Below are 16,029 nucleotides of genomic sequence, written 5' to 3' on the forward strand. Positions count from 1 at the left end.
GCGGGCGGAGTCGGGCCGCCTACCCCCAATGCCCCGCCTGCATGCGAATCGCCACTTCGCAATCCTCAAAAATCTCGAGCTTGGCGATCTGCACGCGCACGCCCAGCACGCCGGGCAGGCGCAGCAGGCGTTCGCACAGCTTGCCGATCAGCGATTCGAGCAGGTTGACGTGCTCGGCCGTGCATTCGTCGATGATGATCTGGCGTACCTTGCGGTAGTCCAGCACGTGGGTGATTTCGTCGTCGCGCGGGCGCAGCGGCTGCGCGCCCAGGTTCAGCTCGGCGTCCACCTGGATGGGCTGCGGCGCCTGCTTTTCCTGCTCCAGGATGCCCAGGCTGGCATCAAAGCGCAGGCCGGTCAGCGTCAGCGTCTGGCCGCCCTGGGCGGTGCCATCCGCACCTTCACCCGCGTGGGCGTCGGTCGCGGCGGGCGCTTGGCCTGACTCGGGAATTGCTTCATTTTCTATAGCTTTTATCGCAGGTGCCACGGGCGCTGGCGCGGCATTCATCATAGAAAAGTCGCGGTCAAAGCGCAGCAGGTGCTGCCCGCCGTCCACCAGCAGCGTGGCGCCGGTGATGGACGGGTTGCCCAGCGCAAACACCACGCTGGCGGCCACGTCTTCGGCTGTGGATGAGCGGCCCAGCGGGCTCATCTGGTGCAGGGCTTCAAAGCGCTCGGGCGTGAGCCAGTCGCTGGTCAGGGTGAGGCCCGGCGCCACGCCCACCACGCGCACGCGCGGCGCCAGCGCCTGCGCCAGCAGTGTGGTGGCGCTCTGCAGCGCGGCCTTGCTGAGGGTGTAGCTCAAGAAATCGGGATTGGGGTTGAACAGCTTCTGGTCCAGCAGATTGACCACGCTGCCGCTGGCCGGCGGCGCATCGCGCTCGGCCAGGTGCGCGGCCAGCGCCTGCGCCAGCAGCACCGGCGCGGCGGTGTTGGTGTGCATGTGCCGGGTGAGGTGTGCGGTGGTGAAGCTGGCCGCGTCGTCAAACTCGAACAGCGCGGCACTGTTGACCACGGCGTGCACGGCGCCCAGCTCGGCCACCACGCGCGGCAGCAGCGAACGGGTGGCGGCCTGGTCGGACAAATCGGCCTCAAAAACGGCGCCAGCGCTGGCCCACTGTGCGCAGCCAGCTACTGTTTCAATAGCATCTTGGCGCGAACGGTGGTAGTGCACCGCCACGCGCCAGCCCGCGCGCGCGCAGGCCAGCGCAATGGCGCGGCCCAGGCGGCGCCCGGCGCCGGTGACCAGCACGGTGCGCGGGGCGTGGGGCAGATCATTGGGATGGGGGCTGGCGGTGAAGGCGGGCATGGGTCGGGGCGGCGGCGCTGCGGATGAGCGCGGATTGTCACCCGGCCCCCGATCAGCCCAGGTTGAACGCGCCCTTGATGCCCTCGATCATCATCTGCGCGCCAATCACCGCCAAGATCAGCCCCATGATCCGCGTCAGCGCGTTCATCCCGCTTTGCCCCACCCAGCGCAGCAGCGCGTGCCCGTTCATGAACGCGGCGTAGGTGATGGCGCACAGCAGCGCGAAGGCGGCCAGCGTGAGCCCCAGGCGCAGCGGATCGGCCTGGGCGCTCAGGTTCATCGCGGTGGCGATGGTGCCGGGCCCTGCCAGCAGCGGCGTGGCCAGGGGCGAAATCGCCACGTCCAGCTGCGCATGGTTGATCGCGCCGCGGCTGGCCGCCGCATCGGCCACCTGCGCCTGCGTGGCGCTTTGCCGGTCGCTCACGCTGGGGTGCTGCACCGACGAGGGCGTGCCCTGCACCATGCGGTAGCCCACCATGGCCACCAGGGCGCCACCGGCCAGGCGCAGCGCGGGCAGTGTGATGCCGAACAGCTCAAAGATCAGCTTGCCGGCGACCGCAAACACCACGACGATGATGAAGGTGACGATCAGGCTCTTGCGGGCCACGGCGCGCTCGGTGTCGCGCCCCACGCCCTCGGTCAGCCCCAAAAACACGGCGGCGCTGGCCAGCGGGTTCATCATGGCAAAAAAGGCCATGAAGGCCAAGCCGAAGGAATGCAGGTAGTCCACGCGCTGCGCTGCTTGAAATGGAAAGACGCGAGAGCCTAACCCAAGCCCAAGCCCAGCCGCGCCCGCGGTCATCGCGCCCGCGCCACCCCAGCCGAACCGGCCGCTTGGCCGACAATCGCCGCATGAGCCTTGTCCACGGCGCCGCTGCCGCCGAAACCGCCCTGCCCCGGCAGATTGCCGATGCCATTGCCGCCGCCGGTGGCTGGCTGCCTTTTGACCAGTTCATGCAACTGGCGCTGTACGCGCCCGGCCTGGGCTACTACGCGCACGGCTCGCCCAAGTTCGGGGCGCTGCCTGCGTCGGGCAGCGACTTCATCACCGCGCCGGAGTTGTCGCCCCTGTTTGGGCGCGCGCTGGCCGCGCAGGTCGCGCAAAGCCTGCGCGCCACCGGCACGGATGAGGTGTGGGAATTCGGCGCAGGATCGGGCGCACTGGCCGAGCAGCTCATTACCGGCCTGCAGGCGCTGGGCCAGCCGCTGGCGCGCTACACCATCGTCGAGCTGTCGGCCAGCCTGCGCGCGCGCCAGCAGGAACGCCTGGCGCCGCTGATGCAGGCGCAGCCGGGCCTGTCGATCACCTGGGCCAGCCGCCTGCCAGACAGCCTGCGCGGCGTGGTGGTCGGCAACGAGGTGCTGGACGCCATGCCCGTGCAACTGCTGGCCCGCCATGGCGGCGAATGGTGGCAGCGCGGGGTGACCAATTCCCCTACAAATCCGCCGCCAGCGCAGGCGCAACCAGCGCCAGCAGCTATTAATTCAGTAGCAATTGCCTTCCGTTGGGAAGACCGCCCCACCGCGCTGCACCCGCCCTTTCCGGTGGAGGGCGAGCACGATTACGTCACCGAAATCCACCCGCAGGCGCACGCCTTTGTGACCACCGTGGCCGAAGCCCTGGCGCGCGGCGGCGCCGGCGCGGCGTACTTCATCGACTACGGTTTCCCCGAGGCCGAGTACTACCACCCGCAGCGCCACATGGGCACGCTGGTGTGCCACCGCGCGCACCAGGTGGACGACGACCCGCTGGCCGACGTGGGCCGCAAGGACATCACCGCGCACGTCAACTTCACCGGCGTGGCCCTGGCCGCGCAAGACGCCGGGCTGGACGTGCTGGGCTACACCAGCCAGGCGCGCTTTTTGCTGAACTGCGGCATCGCCCAGATGATGGAAGCGGCCGAGCTGCCCACGCGCGCCAACGCCATGAAGCTGCTGGCCGAGCACGAGATGGGCGAGCTGTTCAAGGTGATCGGCCTGGCCACCGCCGGGCACGGCGCGGCGCTGGGGTTTGAAGCGGGCGACCGCACGCACCGGCTGTAGCAAGGGGCGGGACGGCGTGTGGTCGAATCAGGGCAGCGGCCGGCTGCGCACACGCGTGCACATGGCAGACGCGCCGAAGAAACCAATCTGGAAAGTGACCGATGACGGCTCGTAACTTCATCAAACAAGCGATCAGGCGGGTGACCGGCACCCAGATCATCATCCACCAGCTGGACGCGCTGAAGGGCGATATCAACGCCGCCGCCGAACGGTTGGCCGCCGCGCCGCCAACCGCAGCAGCGCCCGAAGCGCCGGCCATGCCCGCGCCCACCGATGTGCGCCAGAAGGTCGCCTTCGAATACCTGAAACCCGGCAGCAGCGGCATCGAAATCGGCGCCTTTGCGTCGCCCCTGGCGGTGCCGCCCGGCGTGCACGTTGCCTACCTGGACCGGCACGACCCGCGCGAAATCCAGGCCGAGTTCAACATCGCCGGGCTGACGCCCAAGGATTTCGGTTTTGACAGCGCCGCGCTCATCGTGCCGGACATCCTGGACGACGGGCAGGCGCTGGCGAAGGTGGGCGATCTGTCGCAGGATTTCGTGATCGCCAACCACGTGCTGGAGCACTTCGAGAACCCCGTCAAAGGCTTCAAGAACATGCTGCGCGTGCTCAAGCACGGCGGCGTGCTGTACCTGGCGTTGCCCGAGATGCAGCACAGCTTTGACCGCATTCGCCAGCCCACGCCGTTCGAGCACGTCTGGCGCGATTACGAGGAAGGCCCGGCCTGGTCGCGCCGGCAGGCCTTCGAGGAATTTGCCGAAGTCTTTGTCGAAAACGGCATGGACAAGAACCTGTTCCCGCAAAGCGCGGGCGACGCGCGCACCGAGTTCACCCGCCGCGTGGCGGACGACCTGGAGCGGGCGGATTTCAGCATCCACTTTCACGCCTGGCGCATGCCGGACATGCTGGAGATGTTCCTGCAGCTGCACCAGCGGCTGCACATCGGTTTTCGCATCGAGCTGGCGCAGGCCAACGGCGACGAGGTGATCTTCATCTTCCGCCGCACCGAGTTCACCATCCGCTGAGTGCCGCGCCGCACAGCCCGACCAGCCCGAACACCGCACGCCCGCCGCCATGATCCGCTGGATGATCGTCGTCTTTCTGGCGCTGATGCTGATCAGCTGGCTGACGCCGCTGTTGCAGAAGCTGGGCATCGGCCGCCTGCCGGGCGACTTTCGCTTCAGGCTGTTCGGGCGCGAATGGTCGATTCCGTTGACCAGCACGCTGCTGCTGAGTGCGGCGGCCAGCCTGATCGCCAGGCTGCTCTGAGGCGGACTTCACCCGCGCCTGGCAGCGGCTGGGGGGCCGGAGCCACCGGGTGGCTGGTTAGTGCGCTGCGCGACACGCCCACCGGGTTACTCTGTTTTTGATAGCTGCCAGCGCAGAAGCAGCGGGCGCCAGAACCCCATTTTGCTTAAAGCATCTCGTCGGGCGCGAAGGGGCCGAGCAGTTGCAGCATCATGCGCAGGCCCAGGCTGGCGTCGGGTTCGCTGGTGGCGTCGCCAAAGCTGGCGCCGGCGGGGGCCTTCCAGCGCAGCTGGCCTTCGGGGGTAAGTTCCATGCGCCAGGCGCTGTCGTCCAGCGTGTCGTCGATCTTGGCCGTGGCCTCGCGCGAGAGGGCGGCGCTGCGGATCACCAGCGCGATTTCGGTGTTCTGCAGCTTGGAGCGCAGGTCCAGGTTCATCGAGCCAATGCTGATCACCCGCCCGTCGATGATGAAGATCTTGGAATGCAGGCTGGCCTTGGAGCCCCCGGCGCCTGAGCCGAACACGGTGCGGTCGAGCTTGGCGCCTTGCTCGGCGCGCATCTCGTACAGCTCCACGCCCAGGCGAATCAGCGCTTCGCGGTAGCGCGCGTAGCCCACGTGCGCCAGCGGCGCGTCGTTGGACGCCAGCGAGTTGGTCAGCACGCGCACGCGCACGCCGCGTTGGCGCATGTCGGCAAACACTTTCATCATCTGCGGGCCGGGCACGAAGTACGGCGAGACGATGAGCGCGTCGCCCCGGGCGCGCTGCATCAGGTGCAGCATGCCGTCGACCACGGTGTCTTCGCTGTGCTCGTCGTTCTGCTCGGGCACCAGCTTGGAGGGCTGGTCCACCAGCAGCAGCGCGGGTGCCCAGATCAGCGGCAGGCTGCGCAGGTCGGCGGGGCCGGGCAAGGTGGCGGCCGGGTCTTGCGCAGCCGCCGCGCTGGGTGCCGCAGAGGCGGAGGGCGCCGCAGCAGACGCCTGCGCGGGCCCGGGCGCCGCGCCGTGGTCGGCCTGCGGCGGCTGCTCAGGCGTGGTGGACACGTCGCGCAGGCGGCGCAGCTCTTGCGGCGTGATCAGCGACTGCACGGGGTAGGCCAGCGCGTCGTTCCAGTAGCGGTCGAAGCTGGCGGACATGGCACGCACGACGGGCCCCACGGCCAGCACGTCCATATCGACAAAGTTGCTGCCGTCTGCCGTGCCGAAGTAGGCGTCGCCCAGGTTGCGCCCGCCGGTGATGCCCCAGGCGTTGTCGGCCACATACAGCTTGTTGTGCATGCGGTGCTGAATGCGCTGAAAGTCGCCCAGCGCCCCCACCGCGCGCAGCATGCCGGCGCCGCGCCCGCCCGGCAGCGGGTTGAACATGCGCATTTCCACGTTGGGCACGAAGGCCATGCCCATCACCAGCGCATTGCGGCCGGTGGAGTTGAAGTCGTCCAGCAGGATGCGCACGCGCACGCCGCGCGCGGCGGCTTGCCGCACGGCGCGCAGCAAGTCGCGCGAACTGGCGTCGGCGTGGATGGCGTAATACTGGATGTCCAGCGTGCGGGTGGCGGCCTGCGTCAGCGCCAGGCGGGTGCTGAACGCCTCGTTGGGCGAGCCGACCAGCGCAAAGCCCGAATCGCCCGCGCGCGCGGTGCGCGGCGTGAGGCTGGCCGCCAGCTGGCCCAGCGGCGTGCCTTGCGGCGCAGACAACGCTCGGGACACGGGCCGGTCCACATCCTTGGGCAGGCTGCCGCAACCAGTCAATGCCACTAAGGCGCACAGGCCCGCCAGCAGCCACGCCATGCCTGGCCAGCGGCGGCCCGACAGCGACGCGGCGGCGCGCGGAATGCCCGGCGGCACGGGCGCGGACCAGGAAGGGGCAAGTGTCGCTGTGGGCATGGGGCGGCGCAGAAGTGGCAGCCGCATCATAGTGAGCGGCCGTGGCGCGGCCCTGTCGGACGACGGCGCCACTTGCCGGAGCGCCCTGCCGGCACTGCGCAGCCGGTGGTCGGGCGCAAAAAAGGCCGCGGGTCAGGCGGCCTTGGGGGGCGTGTGCGGCGCGGGCCGCTCAGGCGGCGGTCTGGTCGTCCACCGTGGCGCCGGGCGCATTGGTGACGCAAGAGTGGATGCCGCCATCGCGCGCGGATTCGCTGCTGTACATCTGGCTTTGGCCGATCACCTGGCCATTGACGGCCTTCAGCGTGAAGTAGGGCGAGCCGTCCTTGCCGGTCAGCTTGGCGTACTTGGTTTCGTCGCCGCCGTTTTTCTTGACCGATTCGATGCCGTTGACCGCGCTGGCCTTGGCTTCGTACATCTCGCTGGTCAGGATGACCTGGCCGTTGCCTGCGTGCAGAGAAAAGTAGAACTTGTCGTTCTTGGATTTCTTGAGCTCGAATTTGCCTGCCATGGAATCTCCTGGATTGGCGCCAAAGCACAGTTGGCTGGCGCGCATTGTGGCCGCTGGATCAAGGCATTTCAATGTCCTGCGGCGGCGGCGTGCATTTGTGCACAGCGTTGTGGCGCCACAGCGAAAGGCTGCCCAGCCCGCGCGCCTTCAGCTTTGGATCAGCCGCCGCGACTTGGATACCGACTGCATCATCCCCAGCGCCAGCCCCAGCGTGACCATGGCGGTTCCCCCGTAGCTGATGAAAGGCAGCGGCACGCCCACTACCGGCAGGATGCCGCTGACCATGCCCATGTTGACGAAGGCGTAGGTGAAAAAGATGGTGGTCAGCGCGGCGGCCAGCAGGCGAGCGAACAAGGTGGGCCCGTCCGAGGCGATCAGCAAGCCGCGCAGGATCAGGAAGGTGAAGCCGGCCAACAGCGCCAGGTTGCCGATCAGGCCGAATTCCTCGGAGAAGGCGGCAAAGATGAAATCGGTGGTGCGCTCTGGAATGAATTCCAGGTGCGTCTGCGTGCCCTGCATGAAGCCCTTGCCGCTAACGCCACCGGAGCCGATGGCGATCATGCCCTGCAGGATGTGAAAGCCCTTGCCCAGCGGGTCGCGCGTGGGGTCCAGCAACGTGCATACGCGCTGGCGCTGGTATTCGTGCAGCACCACCCAATCCACGCCGTCGGCGCACAGCTCGGTCTCGAACGAGAGGATCAGCACGACGACCACCGCGCCGATCAGCACCGGGGGCAGCACCAGCTTCCACGGCAGGCCCGCGAAGAAGATGACGGCCAGCCCCGCCGCCATCACCAGCAGCGCGGTGCCCAGGTCGGGCTGCTTCATGATCAGCCCCACCGGCACCGCCAGCAGCGCGAAGGCGACGACGAAATCCACCGGCCGGGTTTGCCCCTCGCGGCGGTGAAACCACCAGGCCAGCATGAGCGGCGTGGCGATCTTGAGCAACTCGCTGGGCTGGATGACCACGCCCAAGTTCACCCAGCGCGTGGCGCCCTTCTTGGTGATGCCGAACAAGGCCACCGCCAGCAGCAGGGCCACCCCCACGACATACAGCGGCACGGCCAGGCTCATCAGGCGCTGCGGTGGCACCTGGGCCACCACCAGCATGATGCCGGCGGCAATCAGCATGTTGCGGCCGTGGTCGACAAAACGGGTGCCGTGATCGAACCCGGACGAATACATCGCCGTCAGCCCCATGCCGGCCAGCATGCACACCGACAGCAGCAGCCAGAAATCAAACCCCTTCAGGAACGGCACAAAGCGCCGCCAGAGCGAGGGACGTTCAAACACAACTGCCATGGCCGAATTATCCCTTGCCGACGCCGCGCGTGCCTTGCCGCTGGCGGCCCGACCCCGCCGGGCGGCGGGCGACTGCCGCGCGCCGGCCTGCGGATATGGCATGACGGCCGCGCCCAGCGCTGAAACCCTTGCCCGCTACCATGGCCGCATGCCCATCACCCACCTGCTTTACCTGCACGGCTTTCGTTCTTCACCGCAATCGACCAAGGCGCGGGCCATGGCCGCGCGCGTGCAGGCCGACCACCCCGGCGTGACCTGGTGGTGCCCGCAACTGCCGCCCTCGCCGCGCGAAGCCGCCGCACTGATCCGGCAGGGCACGGCCGACTGGCCGGCCGAGCGCATGGCGGTGGTCGGCTCGTCGCTGGGCGGCTTTTACGCCACCTGGGTGGCCGAGCAGCGCGGCTGCAAGGCGGTGCTGCTGAACCCGGCCGTGGACCCGGCGCGCGACCTGGCCAAGTACATCGGCGAGCAGACCGCCTGGCACGACCCGGCCGAGCGCTTCTTCTTCCGCCCCGAGTACATCGACGAGCTGCGCGCGCTGGCTTGCGGCCCCATCGCCCGGCCAGAGCGCTACTTCGCCGTGATCGCCAAGGGCGACGAGCTGCTGGACTGGCGCGAGATGGCGGGCCGCTACCCCGGCGCGGCCATCCGCCTGCTGGAAGGCAGCGACCACGCGCTGAGCGACTTTGACCAGCACATCGGCGCCGTGATGGCCTTTTTGGAACTCACCGGCCAGCCTGGGCTCTGACATTGGAGCCTTAGAAACGGAGATGGCTACATTTTCAATAGCTGCCAGCGCCCGTACCACCTGCGCTGGAGGCCCATTCCTTCAATCAGTCAACTTGGGCACATCAAGAAAACCAGCATGAAATCAGACACCACCAACCGCTACGGCACCGCGACCCGCTTTCTGCACTGGACGATGGCGCTGTGCATTGCGTGGATGGTGTTTTCGGCGCTGATCCCCGACGCCTTGACCGACAAAAGCGCGCAGGCCTTCTTCCGCAACGGGCACAAGCAGGTGGGCAGCCTGCTGTTCGTGCTGATCATCGTGCGCCTGGGGTGGGCCATGGCCAACGCCAGCCGCCGGCCAGCGTCGCTCAGCCTGGCCGCCAAGCTGGGGCACTGGGCGCTGTATGCGTTGATGTTGGCCATACCCAGCATTGCGCTGCTGCGGCAATACGGCTCGGGCCGCGCGTTTTCGCCGCTGGGCCTGCCCATCTTCCCGGGCTTTGACCCCAGCCAGAAGATCGACTGGATGGTTCAGCTGGGCGGCCTGCTGCACGGCGAGCTCGCCTGGGTGCTGTTGGCGCTGGTCGCCGGCCACGTCGCCATGGTCTGGTGGCACCGCCGCCAGGGGGGCGCGGAAGACGTGCTGCCGCGCATGGTCGGCTGAGCGGGCTGACAACGGCCTGATGGGCCCGCCCTTGGCAGGCTCAGCGGGGCGCGGCCAGCAGCCGATCCAGCGCGGCGGCGGCCTCGTCGGTCAGCGGCAGGTACACCATCAGACGCCGGTCGTTGCGCGGCGCTGACCACCAGTTGGTCTGCCGCAGCCGAATCGTGCCCAGCGTGGGGTGTTGAAAGGTCTTGTCGCGGTTTTCTGGGCTGTGCACCTGGTAGCGCTCCCAAGCGTCTCGGAACGCCGCCGAATTCGCCATGAAATGGTCCAGGCGGGCCTGCCAGGCCGGATCTTGCGCATGCCGGGTGGAGCCCGCGCGGAACATGGCCACCAGGTGCTGCACGGTATCGGCCTCGCGCACCAGCAGGCGGCCCCATTCGGGGTTGAACAAAGCCTGGTGCAGACAATTGCGCTCAACTTCGGCCATTTGGGCTAAATGGATGCCCATCAGCGCTTCATACGCCGCATTGCAGGCCACGATGTCCAGCGCGCTGTTTTGCAGCAATGCGGGGTAAGGCAGCAGCTTGCGCAGCAGCAGACCGTGGCCTTCGGGAAACGGGCAATCGCCGGGTTGAGGCGCCAGCCGGGCCTCAGTGTGCAGGCCGGCCAGCGCCAGCACGTGCTGCACCTCGTCGTCGCTGCACTGCAGCGCTCGGGCGATGGCGACCAACGCCTGGCGCGAGGGGCGCACGTCGCGGCCCTGCTCCAGCTTGGTGTACCAGGTCACCCCAATGCCGGCCAGCTGCGCCACTTCCTCACGCCGCAGGCCGGGGGTGCGCACCCGCCCGTAGCGCGCCAGGCCCAGCGGGGCGGCGGCCAGGCTTTCGCGCCGGGCACGCAAAAAGCGCCCCAGCTGCGCGATGCCGGCAGGCGGCGGAACGGCGGCAGGCGCGGGCGAACCAGTGGCGGGTGGATTCAGGGTTGTGGGCATGGTCTTCGCTTAGCGCCTATGAAGGCACTGTTGGCGGTGCTAACTGGCTAGCCTGAGCCACTCAAGCCTAGGCTAAGCAGAATCTTGTACCAGTTTAAACGGTGCATCACACTGCCAACCATCCTGAGTTCTACCGAGAGGAATGGCATGCGACGCATTGCAGCCGACCGCGCCAGCTTTGGCGTGTTTCTGGCCTTCCTGCTGATTCCGCTGTCGGGCATCGGCACCGACATCTACCTGCCCTCCATGCCGTCGATGACCAGCGCGCTGGGCGCGTCGGCGGCGCAAATTCAGCTGACTCTGACGCTGTTCATCGCAGGCTATGGCCTGGGGCAGCTGGTGGTCGGCGTGCTGCTGGACCGTTATGGCCGCTGGCGGCCGATGCTGGTGGCGCTGGCGCTGTTTGCGGCGTCCAGTGCGCTGATCGCCGTCAGCGACGATCTGCGCGTGATCTGGGCGCTGCGGTTGCTGCAGGGGCTGTTGGGCGCCGTGGTGGTGGTCAGCAAGCGCACTTTTTTTGTGGACGTGTTCCGCGGTGCGGCGCTGCAGCGCTATTTGACGTGGATGACGGTCGTCTGGTCGCTGGGGCCCATCTGCGCGCCGTTCGTCGGCGGCTTTGTGCAGACGCACTGGGGCTGGCGCACCAATTTTGTGCTGCTGGCGGTCTTTGCCCTGCTGGCACTGGCGTTGGAGCTGGTCGGTGGCGGCGAAACGCTGGCCAAGCCGCAGCCGATTGCCCCGCGCGAGGTGTGGGCCCGCGCGCGCCAGATCCTGGGCAATGCGCCCTTCCTGCGGGGTGTGCTGTGCGTGAGCGTGCCCTACGCCATGGTGCTGGGCTGGAGCATGGCGTCGCCCTTCCTGGTCGAGCACGTCTACCACCGCCCGGCCACGACCACCGGCGCGCTGGCGCTTTTGATGGGCCTGGCCTGGATGGCCGGCGGCCTGCTGGCGCGCGCCTTGCTGCCATGGTCGCTGCCGCGCAAGCACGCGCTGGCGGTGACGGGCATGGTGGTCTTCATTGGCTTGCTGGCGGCGTCTTCGCTGCTGCCGCCTAGCTGGCAGTCGCTGTGGCTGGTGGCGGCCGCGGCGTTCGCCATCCACTGCTGCGCCGGGCTGGTGTTCAACATCCACTTTGCCCATGTGCTGTCAATGTTTCCGCAAAACGCGGCGCTGTCGGGCGGGCTGGCCGGTGGGCTGGCGTTTCTGCTGACCTCGGTGCTGTCCACGCTGGCGGTGAGCGCGGTGCACCCGCAATCTGCCGTGGGGCTGGCGCTGATGTACGGCACTCTGCTGGTGGTGCTGGTGGCATGCACCGTGTTCGTGATGCGCCCGGGCGGGCGCACCATGGCCGCCGGTTGAGGCGGCGGGTTCAAGCCGCACGGCGCCTTGGGGCACGGCTGCCGCGCGCGGCCTGCTTAATGGGACAATCCGCGCCTCTATGCATGTTCTGTTTGACGAAGCCGGCAAATTCCTCGCCGGCCGCATCCTTTCCGAGGCCGAGGCCTCTGCCCAGGTTGAGCTGGATTCGGGCAAGCGCGTGAAGGTCAAGGCGGCCAACCAGCTGCTGCGCTTTGACAAACCCGCCCCGGCCGAGCTGCTGGCCCAGGCGCAGGCCCAGGCACCCGAGGTGGAAGCCCAGCTGGCCTGGGAATTTGCGCCCGACACCGAATTCAGCTTTGAAGAGCTGGCTGCCGACTACTTTGGCGACACGCCTAGCGTGGTGCAGCAAACCGCCATGCTGATGGCGCTGCAGGACGCGCCGCACTATTTCCGCCGCGCGGGCAAGGGCCGCTTCAAGAAAGCGCCGGCCGAGATCGTCGCGCAGGCGCTGGCCGCCATCGAAAAGAAAAAGCAGCAGGCCGCGCAGATCGCCGGCTGGGCCGATGAACTGGCCAGCGGCCAAACGCCCCGGCCCATCCGCGATCAGCTCTACAAGATCCTGTTCAGGCCCGACAAGAACGCGCCCGAATACAAGGCCGTGGTGGAGGCCAGCCGCAGCACCCAGCAAGCGCCACTCACGCTGCTGCAGCGCGCCGGGGCGATCGAGTCGCCCTACCAGTTCCACTGGCAGCGCTTCTTGTTCGAGAACTTTCCCAAGGGCACGGCGTTTGCGCCCGGCCTGGCGGCGCCTGTGATCACCGACGAACTGCCGGTGGCGAACGTGCAGGCGTTTTCCATCGACGACTCGCAAACCACCGAAATCGACGACGCGCTGTCGCTGCAGGGCCTGGGCACCGGCACGGTGGTGCTGGGCATCCACATCGCCGCGCCCGGCCTGGCCATTCAGCCGGACGACGCGCTGGACCAGCTCAGCCGCGCGCGCCTGTCCACGGTGTACATGCCCGGCTACAAGATCACCATGCTGCCCGACGACGTGGTGCAAAGCTACACGCTGAGCGAAGGGCGCAACGTGCCCGCCGTGTCGCTGTACGTGACGATGGACGAGGCCACGCTGGACATCCAGGGCAGCGAAACCCGGCTGGAACAGGTGCCGATCGCCGCCAACCTGCGCCACGACCAGCTGGACGGACTGGTCACCGCCGAATGGCTGGCCGGGGCAGAAAATAGCAGCCAAAACATGGCCTTGCCCCCGACCATCCAGCGCGAGCAGCTATCATTTTTATACCGACTTGCGCTACATCTGAAAGCCGGGCGCGAAAAAGTGCGCGGCAAGCCAGAGACCTTCAACCGGCCTGATTACAACTTTCGCCTGGTCGGTAACGACGGCGACGTGCCCACCGGCACCGAGCAAGTGCAGATCACCACGCGCCAGCGCGGCGCACCGCTGGACTTGATCGTGGCCGAAGCGATGATCCTGGCCAACAGCACTTGGGGCCAATGGCTGGCCAGCCTGGGCGTGCCCGGCATCTACCGCAGCCAGGCCAGCCTGCTGCCCGGCATCAAGGTGCGCATGGGCGTCAAGGCGCTGCCACACGCGGGCATTGGCGTGCCCAGCTACGCCTGGAGCACCTCGCCCCTGCGCCGCTATGTGGATCTGGTGAACCAGTGGCAGATCATCGCCGCCGCGCGCCACGGCAAGACCGCCGCGCTGGCCGCGCCGTTCAAGCCCAAGGACGCGCAACTGTTCGCGGTGATCAGCGCCTTCGACGCCGCCTACAGCGCCTACAACGCGCACCAGTCCAGCATGGAGCGCTTCTGGACGCTGCAGTACCTGCGGCAAGAGAACATCAGCGAGCTGACCGCCAGCCTGATCAAGGAGCAGGCCGGCGGCGCCTGGCTGGTGCGTGCGGACGATCTGCCGCTGGTCTTCACCGTGATGGGCGGCCAGGGCCTGCAGCGCGGCACCCGCGTGCGCGTGAAGCTGGGCGCCATCGACGACATCGCCCTGGACGTGCACGGCACCGTGGCCGAGGTGCTGGCGGACGACCTGGGCGGCGCCACGCCCGCCGATGCGCCCGCCGAGGACGACGAGGACGACGAAGACGACAGCGCAGCGGCCGGGCCGTTGACGATTGCCGTGGACGTGAACGAAACCGAGGCCGGCAGCGCTGATAATCCCGCCCCGTAATGCTGCGTTTTTTCAAGTCCCTCTCGACGCTGCAATGGGCGCTGGGCCTGTCGCTGCTGCTGCACGCCGTGATCCTGACGATCCGGTTTGTCGACCCCGAAGGTTTCCAGCGTGTGTTTCAGGACACCACGCTGGACGTGGTGCTGGTCAATGCCAAATCGGACGAAAAGCCCGACAAGGCGCAAGCCATCGCGCAGGCCAACCTGGCCGGCGGCGGCGAGGCCGAGGGCAAGCGCCTGGCCAGCACGCCGCTGCCGCCCAGCCTGACCGAATCCACCGGCGACGCGCCCGTCAACGAGAACCAGCGCCGCATCGACAACATGCTGGAGCAGCAGGAAATGCTGCTGGCCCAGGTGCGCCAGCAACTGGCGGCCATGCCCAAGGTCGACCCGCAAAAGCTCAGCAACGACCCTGAGGCGCAGGCGCAGGAAGAGCGCCGCCAGCAACTGGCCAAGCTGCTGGCCACTATCCAGCAGCGGGTGGATGAAGAAAACTCACGCCCGCGCAAGCGCTTTCTGAGCCCCGCCACGCTCGGCACCACGTACGCGATGTACTACGACGAGATGCGCCGCAGGATCGAGGCCGAAGGCACCGCCAACTTCCCGCAGATGGCCGGGCGCAAGCTGTATGGCGAGCTGCTGATGGCGCTGCTGATCAACCACGACGGCCGCATCCTGGATGCGCGCGTGGTGCAAAGCTCGGGCAACCGCGGCCTGGACAAGCTGGCTGAGCTGATCGCCTCGCGCGCGGCGCCGTTCGGCCACTTCACGGCCGCCATGCGCAAGGACACCGACCAGTTCGACGTGACGGCGCGCTTCAAGTTCACGCGCGACATGAAGCTGGAAACCACCTTGCAGGCTGATCCGCTGGACAGCGTGAAGAATGGGACACCCCCCTGAGTCGCCTTCGGCGCCTTCCCCCCTCTCTCTTCGCGCTGCGCGCTTCGGGATGGGGGACAACGCGCGTCGCCGGCGCAGGTCCGGCGACCGCGTTCGCTGGTGTGGCCTGCTTCGCGGCCACGTTGGTGGGGGTGTGCTGGCCGGATCTGGGCTGATGCCAGCCGGCTTCGACGCGGGGTTCTGACATGCGGGCGTTCGGGCGCTGGATCTTGCTGTGCCTGCTGGCGCTGCTGGTGCTGGAGGGCTTTTTCATCGGGCGGATCGCGTTGATGGTGGCGCTGAATCCGGGCTCGACGACATTCCAGCGCTCTGAGGCTTGGCGGCTGGCCACGCAGGGCGATTTTCATTGGCGCCAGCAGTGGCGCGACTACGACCAGATTTCGGACAACCTCAAGCGCGCGGTGATCGCCTCGGAGGACGACAGCTTCGTCAACCACGAAGGCGTGGATTGGGAAGCGGTGGAAAAAGCCTGGGACCGCAACGCCAAGGCCGAGGAAGCAGCGGCCGCGCGCGCCGAGCAGAACCGCCCCGTGCGTCCGGTGCGCATCCGCGGCGGATCCACCATCACCCAGCAGCTGGCCAAGAACCTGCTGCTGTCCGGCGAGCGCACGCTGGCGCGCAAGGGGCAAGAACTGGTGCTCACCTACGCGCTGGAAATGCTGCTCAGCAAGCGCCGCATCCTGGAGATCTACCTCAACCACGTGGAATGGGGCGAAGGCGTGTTCGGCGCCGAGGCCGCCGCGCAGCGCTACTTCGGCAAGAGCGCGGCGCAACTCAATGCGCGCGAAGCCGCCCGGCTGGCCGTGATGCTGCCGCGCCCGCGCTATTTTGAGAAACTGCCCCGCTCGGCTTACCTGAACAACCGCACCTCGATCATCGTGGGGCGAATGCGCTCGGCGGAGCTGCCGTGACTTTGGCGCTGGCGCGCGCCGCGACACCGGCCGCGTGCGTTCAGGGCTGGCGCCGCGCCCTTCAAGTC

Annotated in this window: 15 protein-coding genes and 1 pseudogene; 9 read left to right on the forward strand and 7 right to left on the reverse strand. The window is 67.9% G+C overall.

Translation table 11 applies throughout. The annotated features are described in order from the left end of the window. Positions 1-19: 19 nt before the first annotated feature. The 3 genes and pseudogenes from C6570_RS18310 to C6570_RS00100 form a co-directional block, all read right to left on the reverse strand. The gene (locus C6570_RS18310; RefSeq protein ID WP_342747954.1) at positions 20-511 is read right to left on the reverse strand and encodes a dihydroneopterin aldolase; all 492 of its coding nucleotides are present in this window, start codon (positions 509-511) and stop codon (positions 20-22) included. Beyond that, positions 506-1,309 (reverse strand): annotated as a pseudogene (locus C6570_RS18315) (SDR family oxidoreductase); the annotation flags it as partial. The gene C6570_RS18310 and the pseudogene C6570_RS18315, both read right to left, overlap by 6 nt. A 52-nt stretch (positions 1,310-1,361) precedes the next feature. Further along, positions 1,362-2,039 carry a MarC family protein gene (locus tag C6570_RS00100; RefSeq protein ID WP_211297620.1) on the reverse strand — a complete coding sequence of 226 codons (678 nt, stop codon included), beginning with the start codon at positions 2,037-2,039 and terminating at the stop codon, positions 1,362-1,364. 122 nt (positions 2,040-2,161) lie between these two features. Here C6570_RS00100 and C6570_RS00105 point away from each other — a divergent pair, with 122 nt between their 5' ends. The 3 genes from C6570_RS00105 to C6570_RS00115 all read left to right on the forward strand — a co-directional run bounded on the left by C6570_RS00105 (position 2,162) and on the right by C6570_RS00115 (position 4,621). Then, a complete protein-coding gene (locus C6570_RS00105) occupies positions 2,162-3,352 on the forward strand; it encodes a class I SAM-dependent methyltransferase (protein WP_106700929.1) in 1,191 nt (396 codons plus the stop codon). A gap of 101 nt (positions 3,353-3,453) precedes the next feature. Next, positions 3,454-4,377: a methyltransferase domain-containing protein gene (locus C6570_RS00110; RefSeq protein WP_106700931.1), complete on the forward strand. Its 924-nt coding sequence runs from the start codon at positions 3,454-3,456 to the stop codon at positions 4,375-4,377. 49 nt (positions 4,378-4,426) lie between these two features. Then, the gene (locus C6570_RS00115; RefSeq protein ID WP_106700933.1) at positions 4,427-4,621 is read left to right on the forward strand and encodes a DUF2905 domain-containing protein; all 195 of its coding nucleotides are present in this window, start codon (positions 4,427-4,429) and stop codon (positions 4,619-4,621) included. A gap of 145 nt (positions 4,622-4,766) precedes the next feature. On the opposite strand, the gene C6570_RS00120 is transcribed toward C6570_RS00115, so the two are convergent. The 3 genes from C6570_RS00120 to rodA all read right to left on the reverse strand — a co-directional run bounded on the left by C6570_RS00120 (position 4,767) and on the right by rodA (position 8,292). Then, the gene (locus C6570_RS00120; RefSeq protein WP_106700935.1) at positions 4,767-6,482 is read right to left on the reverse strand and encodes a phospholipase D family protein; all 1,716 of its coding nucleotides are present in this window, start codon (positions 6,480-6,482) and stop codon (positions 4,767-4,769) included. A 169-nt stretch (positions 6,483-6,651) separates the two neighbouring features. Then, positions 6,652-6,990 carry a YegP family protein gene (locus C6570_RS00125; protein ID WP_106704422.1) on the reverse strand — a complete coding sequence of 113 codons (339 nt, stop codon included), beginning with the start codon at positions 6,988-6,990 and terminating at the stop codon, positions 6,652-6,654. Between the two features lie 147 nt (positions 6,991-7,137). Further along, positions 7,138-8,292, reverse strand: a complete 1,155-nt coding sequence (gene rodA / locus C6570_RS00130) for a rod shape-determining protein RodA (protein ID WP_106700937.1) — start codon at positions 8,290-8,292, stop codon at positions 7,138-7,140. A 148-nt stretch (positions 8,293-8,440) separates the two neighbouring features. On the opposite strand from rodA, the gene C6570_RS00135 reads away from it, so the two are divergent. Then, positions 8,441-9,040: a YqiA/YcfP family alpha/beta fold hydrolase gene (locus C6570_RS00135; RefSeq protein WP_106704423.1), complete on the forward strand. Its 600-nt coding sequence runs from the start codon at positions 8,441-8,443 to the stop codon at positions 9,038-9,040. A 117-nt stretch (positions 9,041-9,157) separates the two neighbouring features. Continuing rightward, positions 9,158-9,688 (forward strand): cytochrome b, encoded by a 531-nt coding sequence (locus C6570_RS00140; protein ID WP_106700939.1) that lies wholly within the window; start codon positions 9,158-9,160, stop codon positions 9,686-9,688. A 40-nt stretch (positions 9,689-9,728) separates the two neighbouring features. Here the strand turns inward: C6570_RS00140 and C6570_RS00145 are convergent, their stop codons facing one another. Continuing rightward, a complete protein-coding gene (locus C6570_RS00145) occupies positions 9,729-10,622 on the reverse strand; it encodes a helix-turn-helix transcriptional regulator (protein ID WP_106700941.1) in 894 nt (297 codons plus the stop codon). A 147-nt stretch (positions 10,623-10,769) separates the two neighbouring features. Here C6570_RS00145 and C6570_RS00150 point away from each other — a divergent pair, with 147 nt between their 5' ends. From C6570_RS00150 to mtgA, 4 genes are all read left to right on the forward strand, one after another. Beyond that, positions 10,770-11,981, forward strand: a complete 1,212-nt coding sequence (locus C6570_RS00150) for an MFS transporter (RefSeq protein WP_106700943.1) — start codon at positions 10,770-10,772, stop codon at positions 11,979-11,981. A 79-nt stretch (positions 11,982-12,060) separates the two neighbouring features. Continuing rightward, positions 12,061-14,151, forward strand: a complete 2,091-nt coding sequence (locus tag C6570_RS00155) for a ribonuclease catalytic domain-containing protein (RefSeq protein ID WP_106700945.1) — start codon at positions 12,061-12,063, stop codon at positions 14,149-14,151. Next, positions 14,151-15,050, forward strand: a complete 900-nt coding sequence (locus C6570_RS00160; RefSeq protein WP_106700947.1) for an energy transducer TonB — start codon at positions 14,151-14,153, stop codon at positions 15,048-15,050. The genes C6570_RS00155 and C6570_RS00160 overlap by 1 nt, the downstream gene beginning before the upstream one ends. A gap of 185 nt (positions 15,051-15,235) precedes the next feature. Beyond that, complete coding sequence (mtgA, locus tag C6570_RS00165; protein WP_106700949.1) at positions 15,236-15,961, forward strand: monofunctional biosynthetic peptidoglycan transglycosylase; 726 nt, start codon at positions 15,236-15,238, stop codon at positions 15,959-15,961. Positions 15,962-16,029 lie beyond the last annotated feature (68 nt).

Source organism: Ottowia oryzae, assembly GCF_003008535.1.
GTDB lineage: Bacteria > Pseudomonadota > Gammaproteobacteria > Burkholderiales > Burkholderiaceae_C > Ottowia > Ottowia oryzae.